The organism is Streptomyces sp. NPDC058371, assembly GCF_042723265.1.
In the GTDB taxonomy this organism is placed as follows: Bacteria; Actinomycetota; Actinomycetes; order Streptomycetales; family Streptomycetaceae; genus Streptomyces.
This window is the reverse complement of record NZ_JBHXJC010000001.1, coordinates 482594-502526: the sequence shown is the minus strand read 5'-3', so window position 1 is coordinate 502526 and position 19933 is coordinate 482594. Positions and strand designations below refer to the sequence as shown.

Genomic DNA, 19933 nt, shown 5'->3' with positions numbered 1-19933 from the left:
AGCAGAGCGTAGTACGCCGGCCCGCCGGCGTCGGCCCGCTCACCACTCCGCCTCCCGGTAGTCCTTGAGGAACACCCCGGACATCGGCGCGCCCGCCTCGCCCCGCACGATGGGGTCGTAGACACGGGCCGCGCCGTCCACCACGTCCAGCGGCGTACGGAACCCCGCGCCGGCCATGCGCTCCTTCTTCGGGGCGGGGTTCTCGTCCGTGATCCAGCCCGTGTCGACGGCGCACATGTGCACGCCGCGCGTGGCCAGTTCGGCGGCGCTGGTGCGGGTCAGCATGTTCAGCGCCGCCTTGGCCATGTTGGTGTGCGGATGGCCGGCCATCTTGTTGCGCACGGCGAACCGGCCCTCGACCGCCGTCACATTGATCACGTAGCGACGCGGGTGGGGCGAGGCGAGCAGCAGCGGCAGCAGCCGGTCGCAGAGCAGGGCCGGAGCGACGGCGTTGACGAGCTGGGTCTCCAGGACCTCGGCGGGGTCGAGTTCGCCGAGCCGCGCCGACCAGGAGTTGTCCGGGGAGGGGTCGGGCAGCAGCCCCGCCTCGTCGGCCTCACGCAGCATCACGGGCAGCGCCGAGGAGGCTCGCCCCAGCGCCCGCATCGGCGTGAACCCCGGCGCTGTGCGCACGCGTTGGGGCAGCTCGCCGCGCTCCCCGGCCGCCAGGGGCGCGTACGACTCCGGAGGCCGTCGCACGGTCTGCGCCGCGTTGTTGACGAGGATGTCCAGCGGCTCGCCCGCCTGCTTCAACTGCTCGCACAGACCGAGCACTTGGCGTGGGTCGCGAAGGTCGACGGCGAGGACGGTCAGCCGGTCCAGCCATCGCTCGCTGCCTGCCTCGGCGCGGAAACGGCGCACGGTGTCGTGCGGAAACCGGCTGGTGACGATGAGTTCGGCACCGTCGCGCAGCAGCATCAGTGCCAGCTGGAAGCCGATCTTGACCCTGCCGCCGGTGAGCAGTACGCGACGGCCGCCGAGGTCGGTGCTCAGCGCGCGCCGGGCCGTGTTGTCGGCCGCGCAGTCAGGGCACAGCCGGTGGTAGAAGGAATCGACCTGTCGATAGGGCGTCTTGCAGACGTAGCAGGTGCGCGGCCGGAGAAAGACACCGCCGGAGCCGGTGACGCCGAGGTCAGGGCTCGGGCCCGGATCAGCACGGTTCCCGGAGTCCAACACCACCGAGCCGGAGCCGGCGTCGGAGCCGGAGGTGGTCCCGGGCAGCGCGGACAGCGGTGCGTCCTCGCGCCGGTCGAGCGCGCCGGTCGCCGTCGCCGCCATCACGGCCGCGTCGGCCGCGGACAGTTCGGCCCCACGCGCCTTGCGGCGGCGCAGCCGGCCGTCGCGCGCGAAGGACGCGGCGACCTGTTCGGCCCGCAGCCGCACCGGGTCGTCGGTGGACAGCGCGCGGAGCTTCCCGACCGTACGGTGGAAGGCCGCCAGTTCGTCCTCGGTGATCGCGTCGTGCTCGCTCATGTGCCCCCGCCCGCCCGTTCCTTGCCGGGGTCCCGGCCGGATTCGAACCGGCGTATCCGCCCTGAGAAGGCGGCGAGTCTGCCTCTGCTCTACAGGACCCCGACGCGCTGCCCCGGGCAGCCGGATTCGAACCGGCGTGTCCTCCATGCCGTGGAGGTGCGCCTGCCTCTGCGCTACACCCGGGGTGCGTCCCGGGATCTTAACCACGCGGGTCCACCCGGCCGTAGCGATTTACGGCGCACTCCGTCCGGCTGCTCCCGCACACACCGGGACGCTCTTTCCCGCAGGTGACGAGACGCTCTTCCCTGGAGGCGACGGGACGTTCACTCCTGGAGGCGCCGGAGGCTGAGCCGCTCCTTCTCGGAGAGGCCGCCCCAGACTCCGAAGCGCTCGTCGTTGTTCAGCGCGTACTCGAGGCAGGCGGGGCGCATCTCGCACATCCCGCAGATGCGCTTCGCCTCGCGCACCGAACTGCCCGGCTCGGGAAAGAAGAACTCGGCACCGGTCTGCGCGCACAACGCCTCCTCCTGCCAGGCGATGTCGGGCTCGATGATCGTGTTGATGTGCATGGCGAGATCGTGCCCGGCAGCGAAAAACGTTCGATCAATGCCGGATCAACGCGGCCGTTCATGGGCGCGGGCAGGCCCCCGATGATGGCTCCGCACCGGTCTCGGTTGCACGGCGGCGCGCTGAACCGATGGGCGGAATACGTGGGCGCTGTGCTTTCTCATGAGGCGATCCATGAAAATGCGACCGTCACGGAAAGTAACCGGAGCATTCCACAGGCGTGCGGTAGCGCGTCGGGAGCGATTGTCAGTGGGCGGTGCAAGACTCGGCTGTGCAGGCAACGGGACCCCTCGAAGGAGCACATCATGCTCACCACCCGATTTGTCACCGGCGCCCCGAACTGGATCGATGTCGGCACGCCCGACATCGACGGCGCCAAGTCCTTCTACGGCGCACTGTTCGGCTGGCAGTTCCAGTCCGCGGGCCCGGACTCGGGCGGCTACGGCTTCTTCCAGCTGGACGGGAAGACCGCGGCCGGCGGCATGCAGACGACTCCGGAGCAGGGTCCGCCCTCCTGGACCGTGTACTTCCAGAGCCCGGACGCGGAGGCCACGGCCAAGGCCGTCGAGCACGCCGGGGGCACGGTTCTCATGCAGCCCATGGACGTGATGGGCGAGGGCCACATGGCGATCCTCGCCGACAAGGCGGGGGTGCCGTTCGGCGTCTGGCAGCCGGCCCGGCTGAAGGGTCTGGACGTCGCCGGTGACCCCGGCTCGCTCTGCTGGGCGGAGCTCTACACCCCGGACATCGCCGCGGCCGCAGCGTTCTACCACTCCGTGTTCGGCTGGGACACCTCGGGCGTGGCGTTCCCGGGCGGCACCTACACCTGCATCAACCCGGCCGGCACGGGGGACGACGGCATGTTCGGCGGCCTGGTCCCGCTGGCCGACGACCCGACGGAGGCCGAGTCCGGGGCGTACTGGCTGCCGTACTTCGAGGTCACCGACACGGACGCCGTCCTCAGCAGGGCCCAGGAGCTGGGCGGCACGGTGCGGATGCCCGCCACGGACGCAGAGGGCGTCGGACGTGTGGCCAAGCTCGCCGACCCGTACGGGGCGCGCTTCGCGGTGATCAAGAGCGCGCCGCACGGCTGACGCGCGGCGCAGGGCCGACGCTTCGCAGCAGCGTCGAGTAGGCGGCGGGGACGGGGGCAGGGGCGGCTTGTCACAAGGGGCCTCTCCGCCGTGGCATCGCGGCCACGTCACGAGGCATTCCTCCCCTGTGGCACCGCGTCGACGCCGGGGCAGGCCGGCCTCCTCACAGGGGACCGGCCGCTCGTGGCAGCGGCGCCTCGTCACAAGGGCCCCCGCCTCATGGCACCGCGTCGCTGCTACGCCGAAGCCCGCCGCACCAGCGTCGTCGGCAGGACCACGCTCGACGGAGCGCCGCCCAGGCCGCTTCCCTTGCCGTTGCGCCGGTCGAGGCCCTGGATCAGCAGCCGGGCCATCAACCGCCCTATTTCCTCTATGTCCTGGCGCACCGTGGTGAGCGGTGGGTCGGTCTGCTCGGCGACCGGCAGCATGTCGTCGAAGCCGATCACGGCGACGTCCTCGGGCACCCGCCGCCCCCGCTCGCGCAGGACCCGCAGGGCGCCCGCGGCCGTCAGGTCGTTGGCGGCGAACACCGCGTCCACGTCGGGGCAGCGGTCCAGGAGCTCGCGCATCGCACGCTCACCGCCCCCGGGCGTGAAGTCGCCCTCCACGATCAGGCGCGGGTCGGCGTCGACCATGACGTCCCGGAAGCCGTCGAGCCGGTCCACCGCAGAGGTCTGGTCGAGGGCGCCGGCGATGTGCGCGATCCGCGTGCGCCCGAGCTCCACCAGATGACGTACGGCTTCACGCGCCCCGCCCCGGTTGTCCACGTCCACATAGACCGGGGACCCGGCGCCGCGCGATCCGTCGCCCCAGCCGGGCCGCCCGCCGAACACGGTGGGCACGCCCGCACCGTGGATCAGCTCGGGCAGCGGGTCGTCGAGGTGCAGCGAGAAGACGAGCGCGCCGTCGACATGACCGCCGGCGAGATAGCGCCCGACGCGGGCGTGGTCGTCGCGCCCTTCGGTCAGCAACAGCACGAGCTGGGTGTCGTGCAGCGTCAACTCCTTGCTGATGCCTCGGAGTTGCAGCGCGAAGAAGGGGTCGGCGAAGACCCGGGTCTCCGGTTCCGCGATCACGACGGCGACAGCGTCATGACGTCGGGTGACCAGGCTGCGCGCCGCCTGGTTGGGGACGTACCCGAGCTCCTCGACGGCTCGTCTGACCCGCTCGACCAGGGGCTCTCGTACTCCGTCCCCGCCGTTGACGACGCGTGACGCGGTGGCCCGGGACACTCCGGCCCGGGCGGCCACTGCCTCCAGCGTGGGGCGCGACTCTGTCGTCGGCTCGGTCACGTCAGGGCTCCTCATCGGCGGTTGCCGATCAGGATAGCCGCGCCGCCCGCAGGCCGTGAGAGCGCTTCCCCAGCCCCGGCACGGCGCGGTCCTGTCCGGCTGATTCCGCCGTGGTCGCGGGCTCCCCTCGGAGCCGACCTGATCCGCCGGAGCGCCCCTGGTGCTCGTGCGGCTCGTAGCCCGGGATCGTCCCGTCCGTCTTCTTCACCAGGAACAGGCCCACCATCCCCATATCGGAATGGCTCTGCACGTGGCAGTGGTACATCCATGCTCCGGCCCCCACGCCCTCGCCGGCGACGACCTGGAACCCGAAGGAGTCCGCGGGGCCCACGATCTTGTTGTCGATGACCTGGCTCGGGTCGTCGGGGCCGGTCAGCAGGCCCGTCCGGTTGTCGGCCCAGCGATGCCCGTGCATATGGAACGTGTGGTAGTACTCGCCGTGGGTGATCATCACGATCTCGACCCGGTCGCCCACCGTGGCCTCGAAGTCGGGCCCCGAATGGGCCGGTTTGTTGTTGATCGTCATGTCGTTGAAGACGATCGTGTGGGTCTTGTCGGGCAGGATGTCGCCCTTGCGGCGGACGATCACGGGACCGTAGAGGCCCTTCCGGATGCCGCCCGTGCCGTGCTCGGTGCCGACGACATGGTCGTGGTAGTGCCAGTAGCCCGCGCTGCCCGCGCGCCAGGTGCCGTCCGTGCGGCGGCCGGGTGCGTGGGTGCGCCAGGTGTAGGTGCGGGTGCCGCCGGGCTCGACGTCGCTCCGGTTCAACTTCGTTCCGTCGCTGGAGATTTCGTAGTCCAGGCCGTGCACGTGCAGGCTGGCGGCCACGTCCAGCGTGTTCTCGAACTCGATGTGCAGCGTGTCGCCCTCGTTGAGCTCGATCAGCGGCCCCGGGATCGACGCCTTGCCCTTCTCCAGGCCGTAGCCCAGCTGCCCGTCGGCGAGCTTCTCGGCGTACAGCTTGATGTGGCGTACCTCGCCGCCGGCCGGGGCCGTCCGCACCGGTCCGTCGGCGCTCGCCGCCTGTTGAGCCGACGACAACGATGTCGCTCCCGCCGCGACCGCCGCTCCGCCCAGCAGCACCCGCCGATTGAAGCCGCGTCGGTCCATGCCGAACTCCCCACCCTGGTACGGAATTTACGGAGATGAACCTGTGAGACGGTAGCGGCCCTCCCTCCGTTTATCCACACTCAGGACAAAGTTCGTTCCATTCCGGTGATACCTATTGGCGCGCCGCGAAAAGAGGTCTAGCTTCCTTGGCGCTGTAGCTGTGACCGACGAGGGGTGGATGACCACATGCGGTTCACATCGCACCAAGAGCCGTCAGTCTCAAGAGGTTTGAGCGCGAGGAGACGCAGAAGGCAGCACCGCGCCTGGGCGGCCGTCCTGGCCGCCGGTGCCGTCACCGCCGGAGTGCTCTCCGGGCCCGCCGCGAGCGCCCGCCCGGCCCCGGATCCGGCCCTGACAACGATGTCCATCACTTCGCCGCCGGGCGGCGCCGACGTGAAGGTGCTGGTCTTCTACGGCTCCGCGGCGGCCGGCGACGAATCGCCCGTCGTCAACGCCGGAATCGAGGCGATCGAGAAGATCGGTCTGTCGGGGCCGGCGGCGGAGCGGTTCACGGTCGAGGCGACCGGCGACGCCTCGGTGTTCACCCGGGAGGACAGGCTGAGCGGGTACAACGCCGTGGTCTTCCTGACGGGTGGCGGCGACGTCCTCGACCCGGAGCAGGAGGCCGGACTGGAGGCGTACATGGAGGCGGGCGGAGGTTTCGTCGGCATCCATGACGCGGCCCGCGCCGAACCGTACTCGGACTGGTTCACCGGGCTCATCGGTGCCCGTCCGGCGAGCACGAGCCCAACCGGCGTGCAGAAGGCGACAGTCGAGGTGGGCGACCGCCGGCACCCCGCGACCAAGGACCTCCCGGTCCAGTGGAAGCGCTCCGACCAGTGGCCGAACTGGGTGAAGAACCCGTCCGGCGACGTGCACACCGTGGCGCGGGTGCGGGAGTCGACGTACCAGCCGGGCGCGAGCAAGAACGGCTGGGACCACCCGGTGAGCTGGTGCCGCGACTACGACAGCGGCCGGTCCTTCTACACCGGCATGGGCGGCACCGTCTCGTCGTACGACGAGACCGACTTCCGGGGCCATCTGCGCGGCGCCCTGCTCTGGACGACCCGGCTCGCGCAGGCCGACTGCAAGGCCACCATCAACGGCAACTACAAGGCAGAGCGCCTGACGCAGCCCAATCAGCCGGGCCAGAACGACCAGATCGGCGAGCCGCACGGCCTGGTGACCGCACCCGACGGAAGGGTCTTCTACATCGGCCGCGGTGGCGCCGACGGCGCCCAGCCCGTGATCACCGACTGGAACAACCCCGACATCGGCAAGGGCCGGGGCGAGATCCACGTCTACGACCCGAGGACCAAGAAGGTCACCCTGGCGGGCGCGCTCACCGTGTTCGGCAACAAGGGCGGCGGCGACGAGCTGACCAAGGTCGAGGAGGGGCTGCTCGGCATCGAGCTGGATCCGCAGTTCGAGCGGAACGGCTGGGTCTATCTGCACTACACCCCGCACTCCGAGATCAACCGCGACACACGGATGGCGCAACGCCGGGTCTCCCGCTTCACGTTCGATGCAACCACCGGCAAGCTGGCCATGGACAGCGAAAAGGTGCTGCTCAAGTGGCCGGTGCAGATCCACAGTTGCTGCCACGCGGGCGGCGGACTGGCCTGGGACTCCAGGGGCAACCTCTACATCGCGACCGGCGACAACAACTCCAGCCAGTTCAGCGACGGTTACTCGGGCAACAACCCGCAGCCCAACTACAAGGGCGTCTCGTTCGCCGACGCGCGCCGCACCGCGGGCAACACCAACAACCTCAACGGCAAGATCCTGCGCATCCACCCGGAGCCGGACGGCACGTACACCCTGCCTGAAGGCAATCTGTTCACGGGCAAGGAGACCGCCGAGGGCGGTGGCAAGACCCGCGGCGAGATCTATGTGATGGGTGTCCGCAACCCCGCCCGCATCTCCGTCGACAAGGCCACCGACACCCTCTACGCGGGGTGGGTCGGCCCGGACGCGTCGGCGCCGTCGACCACCTGGGGCCCCGCCAAGTACGACACCTTCGCGGTCATCACCAAGGCGAGCAACCGCGGTTGGCCGTACTGCATGGGCAACAAGCAGCCCTACCGGGACCGCAATCTGCCGGACCCGACGAAGCCGCTCGGCTGGTACGACTGCGACCACCCCAAGAACGAGTCGCCGAACAACGACGGCCTGGTCAACCTGCCGCCGGTCAGCGGGAACAACATCTGGTACTCGCCCCAGGGCGGTGCCCCGGACTACCCGCGCGACGCGGCCGGGATCCCCTCGTACAAGCAGGAGGAGGCCACCTATCTGCTGCCGTGGCTCAAGGGCGGCGGCCAGGCGGCGATGGACGGGCCGGTCTACCGCTACGACGCGTCGGTCACGAGTGAGACGAAGTGGCCCGCCTACTGGGACGGCAAGTGGTTCGTCGGCGACTTCTACGACTCCGACCAGCCGCGCAACGCCGTGCTCACCGACCCGAAGACGGCCGGTGACGGCGGACTCCCGGTCCACTCGGAGTCCCTGAAGAAGATCGTGCCGATCGGCAACGACGGCGTCAAGAACCTCATGGACTGGAAGTTCGGTCCGGACGGCGCGCTGTACGTCCTCGACTACGGACGCGGCTTCTTCACCTCGGACGCCAAGTCGGCGCTGTGGAAGGTCACTTACACGGGCGGCGGACCGACCCCGGCCGCCGATCAGCTGGCCCGGAAGGCGGAATGATGGGCATACGAAGGCGAAGAGCCGCGCAGCTCTGGACGGCCCTGCTGGCGTCCCTGCTGATGGTGCTCGGACTGACGTCGACGTCCGCGTTCGGGCGAACGGACAACGCACCCGCACCCGCGGCCGCCGCCCAGGTGCTGACCTGGACGGGCAACGACAACACCACCAAGTACGCGTCCGTACCGCAGACCGCGGTCGCGGGCCCGACGACGATCGTCTTCGAGAACAGCGCGGCGACCGGCAACACCACAGGCATGCCGCACACGTTGACCTTCGACGTCTCCGACCCGGAGTACAACAACGACGTCCAGCTCAACATCCTGGCCAATCCCTTCGACGACCAGGGCGGCCGGCACACCGCCGAGGTCACGCTGACGCCCGGCCGCTACCGCTACTTCTGCACGATGCCGGGCCACGAGCAGATGCAGGGCATCCTCGTGGTGACGGAGGGCGGCGGTCAGGACACGACCGCTCCCGAGACGGCCGCGGCGGTGAGCGGGACGCAGAACTCGCAGGGCGCGTACGTCGGTTCGGCGACCGTGACCGTGTCGGCTACCGACGCGGGTTCCGGCGTCGACCGGGTCGAGTACGCGATCGGCGACACGGGCGCCTGGCAGCCGTACACCACGCCCGTCGTGGTCGACCAGGTCGGCTCCCACCTGATCCGCTATCGCGCGGTCGACAAGGCGGGCAACACGGCGGCCGAGAAGAGCGTCGAGTTCACCGTGGTGGCGCCGCCGACGGACGACACGACGCCGCCGGAGACCTCGGCGACGGTCAGCGGGGAGCGGAACCCCGACGGGACGTACGTCGACATGGCGACCGTCACCGTCTCCGCCTCCGACACGGGTTCCGGAGTCAACACGATCGAGTACGCGGTCGATTCGGGGGCCTGGCAGCCGTACACCGCGCCCGTGATGGTGCACGCTCTCGGTGCGCACAAGGTGAGATACCGCGCGACCGACAAGGCGGGCAACACGGCGGCCGAGAAGAGCGTCGAGTTCACCGTGGCCGCGCCGCCCGCCTCCGACACGACAGCCCCGGTGACGGGCGCGACCGTCGACGGCACGAGGAACTCCGACGGCGCGTATGTGAAGAGCGCCAAGGTGACCGTGAGCGCGACGGACGAGGGCGGCTCGGGAGTCGCCGCGATCGAGTACTCGCTGGACGCCGGGCCCTATCTGGCCTACACGGCACCGGTGGTGGTCGACCGTGTGGGCGCGCACTCGGTGGCCTACCGGGCGAGCGACAAGGCCGGCAACACGTCCACGTCCCGCACCGTGAGTTTCACGGTCGCGCCGGGCGGCGGCGTACCGGCGCCCAACTGCCCCGAGTACGACGAACGGTTGACGGTGATCGTCGGCACTGTGGACTCGGGTGTGCCGAACCGCGTCACCAACAGCCGTTGCCGGGTGAACGAGTTGATCGAGGACGAGAAGGAGTGGACGTCCCAGGCGCTGTTCCTCAAGCATGTGACGACCGTCCTCGACAAGCTCCTCAAGGAAGGCGTCGTCGACCAGCGCGAGTACGACGAGATCAACAAGGCGGCGCAGCGGTCCGGGATCGGCAAGCCGGGCCAGACCACCGGCTACCGCACCATCTTCGACGGCTCCGCCGCGTCGCTGGCCAAGTGGGAGCAGGTGGGCGGCGGTTCGTTCGGACTGAACGCCGACGGATCGATCACGTCCGGCACGGCCAAGGGCGGCCTCGGCATGCTGTGGTACCCGCAGCGCAAGTACGGCGACTTCTCGCTGAAGCTCCAGTGGCGTGACGACGCTCCGGGCACGGGCAATGCCAACTCCGGTGTGTTCGTGCGGTTCCCGTGGGTCCACGACCGCCCCGAGGAGTCGCGTCCGGAGTGGGTCGCCATCGAGTACGGGCACGAGGTGCAGGTGTTCGACCGGCCCGACGGCGACATGTACAAGACCGGTTCGGTCTACGGCTTCGACCGGGTGGGGCTCGCCGGTGCGGGCGTCACCCAGAAGGGCACCTGGAACGACTACGAGATCCGCGTGGTCGACCAGCACTACTCGGTGTACCGCAACGGTGTGCTCATCAACGAGTTCGACAACATCGGCGGCCAGGACTTCTACCCGCCGCGGTCGGACGACCCGGGCACGGACGGACGGCGGTTCGCCTCCGGCTATGTCGGCCTTCAGGTGCACAGCACGACGGATGTGATCTCGTACCGCGACATCCGGATCAAGGAGCTGTGAGCCGCTCCGCCTGAACCACCGTCAGTGGCGTGCGGCCTGCCGAGACCAGCGGCAGCCGCGCGCCACTGGGCGGGGCACATCGGACGGCCGACCGGACAGGCCTAAGGCGTGTCCTCGTGCTTGGCGCGGCTCGGCTGCACCCGTTTCGGCTCGCCCGGCATCTTCGGGTATTCGGGCGGATACGGCAGATCCCCCAGCCCGTGGTCGTGTTCGTCGCGGGCGGCGAGCTCCAGCAGGGCCTCCAGGGAGAAGGCGTGGTCGTCCATGTCCGCGTGCACGTCGCCCAGTTCCGCGAAGCGCCCGGGCATGGTCGCCAGGTCGAAGTCCTGGGGCACGGCATCGCCCACCTCCTCCCAGCGCAGGGGCGCGGAGACGGGCGCGTGGGGGCGAGGGCGTACGGAGTAGGCGGAGGCGATGGTGCGGTCGCGGGCGGTCTGGTTGTAGTCGACGAAGATCTTCGCGCCGCGCTCCTCCTTCCACCAGGCCGTGGTCACCTGCTCGGGCATACGGCGTTCCAGCTCGCGCCCGGCGGCGATGGCGGCCCGGCGCACCTGCGTGAACGTCCAGCGCGGCTCGATCGGCACGAAGACGTGCAGGCCCCGGCCGCCGGACGTCTTGGGCCAGCCGCGCAGATCGCCGTACTCGTGGAGGACGGCGCGCAGCTCGTGGGCGGCCCGCACCGCGTCGCCGTAGTCGGTGCCGGGCTGCGGGTCGAGGTCGATGCGCAGTTCGTCGGGGTGGTCGACGTCGTCACCGCGCACCGGCCACGGATGGAAGGTGAGGGTGCCGAACTGGGCGGCCCAGACCACGGCGGCCACCTCGGTCGGGCACATCTCGTCCGCGGTGCGACCGCTGGGGAAGGCGATGTGGGCGGTCGGGATCCAGTCGGGCATGTTCTTGGGCGCCCGCTTCTGGAAGAACGACTCCCCGGTCACACCGTCCGGGTAGCGCTCCAGCGTGGTGGGGCGGTTGCGCAGCGCCCGCAGGATGCCGTCGCCGACGGCGATGTAGTACTGGGCCAGATCCAGCTTGGTGAAACCGCGCTCCGGGAAGAAGATCTTGCCCGGGCTGGACAGCCGCACCGTCCGCCCGGCCGCCTCGAGTTCCACCGCATCGCCCATGCGAGCCACGGTAGGCCTACCCCGTATCCCCCGCACACCGGACGGATCCGTGGGATCGCCCCCGGACGGATCCGCGGGATCGCGCACCGGGCGGATCCGGGGGAATGCCCGCAGAATCGGAGCATGGATCTGCCGGTGATGCCTCCCGTGAAGCCGATGCTCGCCAAGTCCGTGGCGAAGATCCCGCCGGACATGCACTACGAGGCGAAGTGGGACGGCTTCCGGGCGATCGTGTTCCGGGACGGCGCCGAGATCGAGCTCGGCAGCCGCACCGGAAAGCCGCTGACCAGGTACTTTCCGGAGCTGGTCGAGGCGCTGCGGGGGCGGTTGCCGGAGCGCTGTGTGATGGACGGCGAGATCGTGATCGCCCGGGACGGGCGGCTCGACTTCGACGCGCTGACCGAGCGCATCCATCCGGCGGACTCACGGGTGCGGATGCTCGCCGAGAAGACACCTGCCTCCTTCGTGGCCTTCGACCTGCTGGCCCTGGCGGACGAGTCGCTCCTCGACGTGCCGCTCGTCGACCGGCGCGACCTGCTGGCCAGAGCACTGTCCGAGGCCGACGCGCCGGTGCATCTCGCGCCGGCGACGACGGACATCGAGGTGGCGCGGCAGTGGTTCGAGCAGTACGAGGGCGCCGGCCTCGACGGAGTGGTCGCCAAGCCGCTGACCCTGCGCTACCGCCAGGACGAGCGCCTGATGTTCAAGATCAAGCACGAGCGCACCGCGGATGTCGTGGTCGCCGGCTACCGCCTCCACAAGAGCGGCCCGATCGTCGGCTCCCTGCTCCTCGGCCTGTACGACGACCAGGGCGCCCTCCAGCACGTCGGGGTGTCCGCCGCCTTCACCATGAAGCGGCGCGCGGAGCTGGTGGAGGAGCTGGAGCCGCTGCGCATGACGGACTTCCGGACGCACCCCTGGGCCGCGTGGGCGGACGAGGCGGCGCACGAGTCGGCCCGGCTGCCCGGGGCGCCGAGCCGGTGGTCGTCGAAGAAGGACCTCTCCTGGGTGCCGCTGCGCCCCGAGCGGGTGGTGGAGGTGGCGTACGACCACATGGAGAACGGGGCGCGTTTCCGGCACACGGCCCGCTTCCGCCGCTGGCGCCCGGACCGCACGCCGGAGAGCTGCACGTACGGCCAGTTGGAGGAGCCGGTGCGCTACGACCTCGCGGAGATCTTCGGTTCGCGGGGCTGACGCGGGACCACGGCCCCGGCGCACGCCACTCTCGCACCGGGTGACATCCGCCGGGGAGCCGTTCCGCCTCGCCGCGTGACCTTCCGCCGGGGACCGATCCGCCTCGCAGGCCGGCATCCATCGGGGCCCTTCCGCGCCCTCGCGGCGGGCCCGGCGCACCTGCCGTGGGGACCGCCGTGCCCGTTCCCCGGGAGCCGCTGGGCCGACCGGCCCACAAAGTCGGCCCGGTCCGCTCGGCCAATCAGCTCAGTGGGCGCGCGCAATCAGAAGCGAGCGGGTATGGCCATCGATGAGCGTATAAGCGCACAATCGACAACACAGGACATGGTGGCCACGGTGGGCATGGGACAGAAGGCGCGGATGCGGCGCTGCGTGATGACGGCGGCGCTGCTGGCGGCCGCGGTGACGGGCTCCCTGATGACGGGCTGCACCGGGGGCGGGGGCTCGGCCGACGACGGGCGCGGACGGCACCCGGGGCAGACGCCGGGGCAGACCGAGACCGCGAACGCCGGCCAGGTGCTCGCGGTGAAGATCGACAACGTGAGCGCGGCCCGCCCCCAGACCGGTCTGGGCGAAGCCGACGTCATCTACGCGGAGCAGGTCGAGGGCGGCCTGAGCCGGCTGATGGCGGTGTACGCGACCCAGCTGCCGAAGACCGTCGGGCCGGTGCGCAGCGCCCGCGAGTCCGATCTGGAACTGCTCCGCCAGTTCGACGACCCGACGCTCGCCTTCTCCGGGGCCCAGCACAAGCTGCTGCCGCTGATCGACGAGGCACCACTGCGCGCGGTGCGTCCCGAGGAGAACTCCGGCGCCTACTACCGGGGCAACGACAGAGCGGCACCGCACAATCTCTATCTGCGGCCCCAGAAGCTGATGGGCTCCGCGCCGGGCTCGACCGCGCTGACGACGGGCTTCCGCTTCGGTGCGGCGCCCGCAGGTGGCACCGCCGAGAACACCCGCACCGTCCGCTTCCCCTCCGCCCGCTTCACGTTCACCTGGTCCGCCGAGCGGCAGCGCTGGCTGGTGTCGATGGACGGGACGCAGACGGTCTCGGCGGACGGCACGTCGGTGGCCCCGGCGACGGTGGTCGTGCAGTACGTGAAGGTGCGCACCTCCAAGTTCCACGACGTGCTGGGCAACAACACGCCGTACACGGAGACCGTGGGGTCCGGAAAGGCCCAGGTGCTGCGCGACGGGCGCGCCTTCGACGCCGGCTGGAAGCGGCCGTCGGCAACGGACGGCACGGACTTCACGACGGCGGACGGCAAGCCGATGAACTTCGCGAAGGGCCAGGTGTGGGTGGTGTTCGCCAAGGCCTGACCGGCGCTTCGCGTGCGTTGCGCGTGGTGTCCGAGCCGATGCTCTGATCGCCGCCCCCGTGTCACGGCCGGGCGGCGGAGGTGGTGTCCGAGCCGACGCTCGCTCGCCGCCCCCGCCTCCCGGCGGGCGGCGGCGAGCGGTCCCCGGGGGCGGCGGCGGGCCCGGTCGAGTTCGGCAGGCGTATGCAACAGGTCGGGCTCTTTTGTGCGCTTTCTGCATCCATGTGCTCCCGATCGTCCGTCGGCACGTGCGTCTTGTTAACGTGACCGCGGTGTGGGTGTCTGTACACGACCAACATTCGGGGGGACAAGGTCATGGCGTGGGAAGAGTGGGAAGAGCTCAAGGCGCAGGCGGCTGCTCGGGGCTCGACGCCCATGCAGGTGAACCGGTTGGCCCCCTTGGACGGGGCCGGGGGCCGTCCGGACATCGCGATCCGTACGCCGCCCGTGCACACGGCGGCCGGTGACATGGACGACCTGTTCCGGCAGGCCATGAGGCGGCTGGAGCACTCCCTCGACACCAGCGACGAGGTCTACGCGTACCACCTCGGAAACGGGTGGGAGAGCCCGGCCCATCTCAAGGTCTGCGCCGAGAAATGGGAAAGCCACCTGGTCTCCCTCGCCAAGGAGATGGGAGATCTCAGCGCCAAGCTGAAGGACTCCGCCAACGGATACGACAGCGCGGACGCCGAGGCCGAGGCCCGGCTGCGCGCCGCCGCCCGCGACCTGGGCAAGGCCTGATCGTGGTCGCCTACGCAGGCATAGCGAACGCCGTCCCCAGCAAGTGGTCGACGGCCGCGGGCGAATTCCACTCGCTGGCCGACTATGCGCTGGCCGCCGCCAAGGACCTCCGGGACCTCGGCGTCAAACCCCTCTCCGAGCACTGGACCGACGAGGTCGGGGTGGCCGCGGCCGGCAAGTTCGAGAAGCTGGCCAACCAGTTCGAGGTGGCCTACGACATCCTGCTCGCCGTGAACATGGTCGCCGACGCCATGACCACCGCCATCGAGACCGCTCACAGCACCCTGCGGGAAGCGCGGGAACTCGCCGGGAACTACGGACTGGAGATCGGGGTCGACGGCACCATCACCGGCCCGTCACCGCACAACCGCACGGAGGCCGAGGAGATGGGCCCCTACCGGTCGCAGGTCCTGGACCTCATCAACCAGGCCGTCGCGCAGGTGACGACAGCCGACAAACTGGCCGCCACCGAGTTCGCCAAGCTGGCCGGCCAGACGGAGCTGACCGACCCCGACAAGGCGCTCAACGAACTCCAGAACCACGCCTCGCAGGTCCAGGTACAGATGCTCGCCGCCGACATCCCGGTCGGCCAGGACCCGACGACGGTTCGTCAGTGGTGGGACGGACTGACCGCTGAACAGCGCAAGGACATGATGCTGGCCCAGCCGGTCGCCATCGCCGGCCTCGACGGGATTCCCGAGGACGTCCGCACGGAGCTGCGCGGAAACGGCAAGTACGACCGCATGAAACTGGTCCAGTACGCCCTGGACAACTGGAACAAGGAAGACCCGACCGACTTCGGCAACAACTGCACCAACTTCGTCTCCAACGCGCTGCACGCAGCGGGCATGCAGGAGAAGACCTCGTTCTGGTGGGGTACGACCGACGACGACAGCTGGATGATCGGCAACCGGACCGGCGTGGACGCGGTCGACAAGCGGCTCGCCTACTCCGACAGCTGGGCCGCGGCCGAGAACAACCAGAACTTCATGCTGAACCACGGTGGCGCGGAAGTGGCTGCCTCCGACGTCAAACCGGGCGACATCATCTACTACGAGCAGTCCGGCCCCAACGACTCGATCGAGCAGGGCACCACGCACCACGCGGCGATCGTCACCGCGGTCATGCCGGACGGTGAGATCAAGTACACGCAGCACACCGACTCGTACCAGAACGTCAGCCTGGAAGGGCGTATCCCCTCCGGCGAGAAGCACGAAGGAGCGCAGCACCTGCGCTTCGTCCGCCCCAACCCCGACTGGTACTGATGACGACTCCCACTCACGCTTCCGCGCCCGCCATCCTCTCCCCGGCCTGGCGTCAAAGGGCCCTGCTCGTGCCGGTCCTGATGGCCGTCTCGGTCGGGCTCCTGGTCGCGCGCCTGGCCTTCGACGGCGACACCTTCCAGAACTGCCGCTACCTCGGCCCGTCCACACGGATGTACGTCACCTCATGGGCAGGCGTGCTGTGCACCGCGGCCGCTCTGTTGCTCCAGCTCTCCCTGAGCCGCGGCGCACTTCGCAGCGGGTCGCGTACAGGGGCGGTCTGGCAGGGACGCCTCGCCCTCGTTGCCGCCTGCCTCGCCCCGCTGGTGTTGCTGGCGCAGCTGGCGACGCTGTACTGGCTGTACTCCTCGGATCCGTCCGGGGGGCAGGACTGCTCCGGGCTTTTCCTGCTCCGTCCGTCACCGTGGTAGAGGGTGGCAGCACGCACCCGGCCTGAGAGAAGGGCTTGGGCAGAGCCTGATCAGGCCTTGCTCGCCACGAGGGGTTCCGCCGGGTTGCGGAGCCCCTCCGCTGCGTCCGAGACGCGCTGGATGAGGTCGAAGAACAGGGTCTGCTCCTCGGCCGAAAGCGGGGCCAGGAAGACCTGGTTCATCCGGGCCGTGCGCACGGTCAGCTTGCGGTGCGTCCGCATGCCCTCGTCGGTGAGGCGCAGCTGGAAGCGGCGGCCGTCCTGCGGGTCGCGCACCTTGTCGAGCAGGCCGCGCCGGCCGAGGCGGCTGATGACCTCGGCGATGGTGGACCGGTCCAGGCCCACCCGCTCCCCCACCGTTCGCTGGTCGAGTCCCGGCTCGGCGACGAGCGCGTTCAGGACCGCGAACTGCGGCGAGGTGATCTCCTCGGAGACCATCGTGTTCCACAGCAGGTAGTGCGCCTGCTGCAGCCGCCGGGCCAGGTGCCCGGGGTGCGTGGAGAGGTCCACCGCGGCCATGTGCGCTCCTCGGCTCCAGGTACGCGCGAGCTACGCGGCATACGGGTTGTATTCGTTGGTGCACTGAACGATACCTGGACGCGACATCGCCTGTCTCGCGGACGTAAGAGACCCCCACCCGCGCAATACCTTGAGGTCTTGACTGGCGAGGGATCGGGTGGCAGCGTGTTTGTCACCTCGAAGAAATAATCAGTGCCCTGACTAATTGAGGTGCTGGACGCTCGGGAGAGATGGGGCTTCACGGATGGACAAGGTGGTCGCCACGGCCCTGGAGGCGGTGGCCGATGTACCGGACGGCGCGACTCTCGCGGTGGGCGGATTCGGGCTGAGCGGTGTGCCGAACGTGCTGATCCAGGCTCTGTACGAGCGCGGTGTCTCGGGGCTGGGCGTGGTCTCCAACAACTGCGGGGCGATGGAGTCCGGTCTCGCGGTGCTGCTGGCGGCGGGGCGGATCGCCCGCGTCACGGGGTCGTACATCGGCGGGAACAAGGAGTTCGCCCGGCAGTACCTGGCCGGTGAGCTGGAGGTGGAGATGATCCCGCAGGGCACCCTCGCCGAGCGGCTGCGGGCGGGCGGCGCCGGTATCCCCGCGTTCTACACCCCCGCCGGCGTCGGCACGCAGGTCGCCGAGGGCGGACTGCCGTGGCGGTACGACGGCTCCGGTGGTGTCGCGCTGGCCTCGCCGCCCAAGGAGGTGCGGGAGTTCGAGGGCACCGAGTACGTGCTGGAGCACGGCATCCGTACCGACTTCGCGCTGGTGCGGGCCGCCAAGGGCGACCGGCACGGGAACCTGGTCTTCGGCAAGTCGTCGCGGAACTTCAATCCGCTGGCCGCGATGGCCGGCCGGGTGACGATCGCCGAGGTGGAGGAGCTCGTGGAGCCGGGCGGGATCGACCCGGACGCGGTGCATCTGCCGGGCATCTTCGTGCAGCGTGTCCTTGCCCTCACGCCCGGGCAGGCGAACGCGAAGATGATCGAGAAGCGGACGGTGTCGGCACCCCAGGCCGGCGGAACGGTGGGCGAGTGATGGCCTGGACACGTGAGGAAATGGCTGCCCGGGCGGCTCGCGAGCTGACGGACGGCCAGTACGTCAATCTCGGCATCGGGCTGCCGACCCTGATCCCCAACTACCTCCCGCCGGGGGTCGAGGTGATCCTGGAGTCCGAGAACGGCATCCTGGGCACCGGTCCGTATCCGACCGAGGACCAGGTCGACCCGGATCTCATCAACGCCGGCAAGGAGACCGTCACCGTCCTGCCCGGCGCCTCCTACTTCGACTCCTCGCTGTCCTTCGGCATGATCCGCGGCGGCCACATCGACGTCGCCGTGCTCGGCGCGATGCAGGTGTCCGCGGGCGGCGACCTCGCCAACTGGGCCATCCCCGGCAAGATGATCACCGGGATCGGCGGGGCGATGGACCTCGTGCACGGCGCCCGCACGGTCATCGTCGTGATGACCCACACCGCCAAGGACGGCTCCCCCAAGATCCTGGAGGAGTGCGCGCTGCCGCTGACCGGCAGGGCCTGCGTCGACCGTGTCATCACCGACCTCGGTGTCCTCGACATCGTGGAGGACGGACTGGTGCTGAGGGAGACCGCGCCGGGTGTCACCGTCGAGGAGATCGTCGCGAGGACCGCCGCCAAGGTCCGCGTCGCGGACGGACCGACCGAGGAGGGCACGTCGTGAAGGACGTCTACATCGTCGATGCGGTGCGCACGCCGTTCGGCAGGTACAACGGATCGCTGGCCGCCGTCCGCCCGGACGACCTGGCCGCCCACGTCATTTGTGAACTCCTCGCCCGCACACCCGACTTGGACCCGTCGCGGATCGAGGACGTGTACTTCGGCAACGCGAACGGCGCCGGCGAGGACAACCGCAACGTCGCCCGCATGGCCGTGCTCCTGGCGGGCCTGCCCACCTCCGTGCCCGGCGTGAGCGTGAACCGGCTCTGCGCGTCCGGTCTCGAAGCCGTCATCCAGGCCGCGCGGGCCATCGCGGTCGGCGACGCCTCCATCGCCCTGGCCGGCGGTGTCGAGTCGATGACCCGCGCACCCTTCGTCCTGCCCAAGAGCGATCAGCCGTTCCCCGCCGCGCACGCCGAGCTGTACTCCACCACCCTCGGCTGGCGCATGGTCAACCCGGGCATGAACCCCCAGTGGACCGTCCCGCTGGGCGAGTCCGCCGAACTCATCGCCGAGAAGCACAAGATCACCCGGGAGCAGCAGGACGAGTTCGCGCTGCACAGCCACCGGAAGGCGGCCGCCGCGCAGACGGCCGGGCACTTCGACGGCGAGCTCGTCCCGGTCTCCGTCCCGCGCCGCAAGGGCGACCCCGTCGTCCTCGACGCGGACGAATGCGTGCGCGCCGACGCCTCCCTGGACGCGATGGCCAGGCTGAAGCCCTCCTTCCGCACCGAGCAGGGCACGGTGACGGCCGGCAACGCCTCCCCGCTGAACGACGGCGCCGCCGCGCTGCTCCTCGTCGACGAGGAGGGGCTGAGGGCCACCGGCCGCGAGCCGCTGGCCCGGGTCTCGGCGACCGGCGTCTCCGCTATCGATCCGCACTACTTCGGACTCGCGCCCGTCGAGGCCGTCAACCGCGCACTGGCCAAGGCCGGCAGGACATTCGACGACCTGTCGACTCTCGAACTCAACGAGGCCTTCGCCGCGCAGGTGCTCGGCTGCCTGGCCGAGTGGCCCGAGTTCGACCCGGCCGTGCTCAACCCGCTGGGCGGCGCCATCGCCCTCGGCCACCCCCTGGGCGCGTCCGGCGCCCGCCTCGCCGGCACCGTCGCCCATCAACTCGCCCGCGAAGGCGGCGGAGTCGGCGTCGCCACCCTCTGCATCGGCGTGGGCCAGGGCCTCGCCCTCGTCCTCGAGCGATAGGAA

17 protein-coding genes and 2 tRNA genes are annotated in these 19933 nt (G+C 70.2%); 11 read left to right on the top strand and 8 right to left on the bottom strand.

Annotated elements, in window-relative coordinates; all coding sequences use genetic code 11:
* Window positions 1-39 precede the first annotated feature (39 nt).
* The 4 genes from ACFWM2_RS02135 to ACFWM2_RS02120 form a co-directional block, all read right to left on the bottom strand.
* Window positions 40-1473, bottom strand: a complete 1434-nt coding sequence (locus tag ACFWM2_RS02135) for an SDR family NAD(P)-dependent oxidoreductase (protein ID WP_383272030.1) — start codon at window positions 1471-1473, stop codon at window positions 40-42.
* A gap of 27 nt (window positions 1474-1500) precedes the next feature.
* Window positions 1501-1572, bottom strand: a tRNA-Glu gene (locus tag ACFWM2_RS02130).
* 12 nt (window positions 1573-1584) lie between these two features.
* Window positions 1585-1656: transfer RNA gene (locus tag ACFWM2_RS02125), tRNA-Ala, on the bottom strand.
* 140 nt (window positions 1657-1796) lie between these two features.
* Window positions 1797-2042 (bottom strand): WhiB family transcriptional regulator, encoded by a 246-nt coding sequence (locus tag ACFWM2_RS02120; RefSeq protein WP_383272028.1) that lies wholly within the window; start codon window positions 2040-2042, stop codon window positions 1797-1799.
* 303 nt (window positions 2043-2345) lie between these two features.
* Between ACFWM2_RS02120 and ACFWM2_RS02115 the strand changes: the two genes are divergently transcribed.
* Complete coding sequence (locus tag ACFWM2_RS02115) at window positions 2346-3134, top strand: VOC family protein (protein WP_383272026.1); 789 nt, start codon at window positions 2346-2348, stop codon at window positions 3132-3134.
* Window positions 3135-3370: 236 nt separating this feature from the next.
* Here the strand turns inward: ACFWM2_RS02115 and ACFWM2_RS02110 are convergent, their stop codons facing one another.
* Both ACFWM2_RS02110 and ACFWM2_RS02105 read right to left on the bottom strand, forming a co-directional pair.
* The gene (locus ACFWM2_RS02110; protein WP_383272024.1) at window positions 3371-4426 is read right to left on the bottom strand and encodes a LacI family DNA-binding transcriptional regulator; all 1056 of its coding nucleotides are present in this window, start codon (window positions 4424-4426) and stop codon (window positions 3371-3373) included.
* Between the two features lie 28 nt (window positions 4427-4454).
* On the bottom strand, window positions 4455-5537 hold the full coding sequence (locus tag ACFWM2_RS02105; RefSeq protein ID WP_383272022.1) for a multicopper oxidase domain-containing protein: 1083 nt from the start codon (window positions 5535-5537) through the stop codon (window positions 4455-4457).
* 186 nt (window positions 5538-5723) lie between these two features.
* Between ACFWM2_RS02105 and ACFWM2_RS02100 the strand changes: the two genes are divergently transcribed.
* The gene (locus tag ACFWM2_RS02100) at window positions 5724-8243 is read left to right on the top strand and encodes a ThuA domain-containing protein (protein ID WP_383272020.1); all 2520 of its coding nucleotides are present in this window, start codon (window positions 5724-5726) and stop codon (window positions 8241-8243) included.
* Entirely contained in the window at window positions 8240-10459 is a 2220-nt protein-coding gene (locus ACFWM2_RS02095; protein ID WP_383272018.1) for an OmpL47-type beta-barrel domain-containing protein, read from the top strand. Before ACFWM2_RS02100 ends, ACFWM2_RS02095 begins: the two co-directional genes overlap by 4 nt.
* A 101-nt stretch (window positions 10460-10560) precedes the next feature.
* Here ACFWM2_RS02095 and ligD read toward each other — a convergent pair whose 3' ends face one another.
* Window positions 10561-11580 (bottom strand): non-homologous end-joining DNA ligase, encoded by a 1020-nt coding sequence (gene ligD / locus ACFWM2_RS02090; RefSeq protein WP_383272016.1) that lies wholly within the window; start codon window positions 11578-11580, stop codon window positions 10561-10563.
* Between the two features lie 123 nt (window positions 11581-11703).
* Here ligD and ACFWM2_RS02085 point away from each other — a divergent pair, with 123 nt between their 5' ends.
* The 5 genes from ACFWM2_RS02085 (at window position 11704) to ACFWM2_RS02065 (ending at window position 16527) form a co-directional block, all read left to right on the top strand.
* A complete protein-coding gene (locus tag ACFWM2_RS02085) occupies window positions 11704-12774 on the top strand; it encodes an ATP-dependent DNA ligase (RefSeq protein WP_383272014.1) in 1071 nt (356 codons plus the stop codon).
* 324 nt (window positions 12775-13098) lie between these two features.
* Window positions 13099-14094: a DUF3048 domain-containing protein gene (locus ACFWM2_RS02080; RefSeq protein WP_383272012.1), complete on the top strand. Its 996-nt coding sequence runs from the start codon at window positions 13099-13101 to the stop codon at window positions 14092-14094.
* Between the two features lie 314 nt (window positions 14095-14408).
* A complete protein-coding gene (locus tag ACFWM2_RS02075; RefSeq protein WP_383272010.1) occupies window positions 14409-14834 on the top strand; it encodes a hypothetical protein in 426 nt (141 codons plus the stop codon).
* A 2-nt stretch (window positions 14835-14836) separates the two neighbouring features.
* On the top strand, window positions 14837-16099 hold the full coding sequence (locus ACFWM2_RS02070; RefSeq protein WP_383272008.1) for an amidase domain-containing protein: 1263 nt from the start codon (window positions 14837-14839) through the stop codon (window positions 16097-16099).
* Entirely contained in the window at window positions 16099-16527 is a 429-nt protein-coding gene (locus ACFWM2_RS02065; RefSeq protein ID WP_383272004.1) for a hypothetical protein, read from the top strand. The genes ACFWM2_RS02070 and ACFWM2_RS02065 overlap by 1 nt, the downstream gene beginning before the upstream one ends.
* A 50-nt stretch (window positions 16528-16577) precedes the next feature.
* Here ACFWM2_RS02065 and ACFWM2_RS02060 read toward each other — a convergent pair whose 3' ends face one another.
* Window positions 16578-17045 (bottom strand): MarR family winged helix-turn-helix transcriptional regulator, encoded by a 468-nt coding sequence (locus ACFWM2_RS02060; RefSeq protein ID WP_383272002.1) that lies wholly within the window; start codon window positions 17043-17045, stop codon window positions 16578-16580.
* 244 nt (window positions 17046-17289) lie between these two features.
* Between ACFWM2_RS02060 and ACFWM2_RS02055 the strand changes: the two genes are divergently transcribed.
* From ACFWM2_RS02055 to ACFWM2_RS02045, 3 genes are read left to right on the top strand one after another with little or no spacing between them, the layout of a single operon-like run.
* Window positions 17290-18072 (top strand): CoA transferase subunit A, encoded by a 783-nt coding sequence (locus ACFWM2_RS02055; RefSeq protein WP_383272000.1) that lies wholly within the window; start codon window positions 17290-17292, stop codon window positions 18070-18072.
* A complete protein-coding gene (locus tag ACFWM2_RS02050; RefSeq protein ID WP_383271998.1) occupies window positions 18072-18731 on the top strand; it encodes a CoA transferase subunit B in 660 nt (219 codons plus the stop codon). The genes ACFWM2_RS02055 and ACFWM2_RS02050 overlap by 1 nt, the downstream gene beginning before the upstream one ends.
* A complete protein-coding gene (locus tag ACFWM2_RS02045; protein WP_383271996.1) occupies window positions 18728-19930 on the top strand; it encodes a thiolase family protein in 1203 nt (400 codons plus the stop codon). The genes ACFWM2_RS02050 and ACFWM2_RS02045 overlap by 4 nt, the downstream gene beginning before the upstream one ends.
* The last annotated feature ends 3 nt before the right edge of the window (window positions 19931-19933 follow it).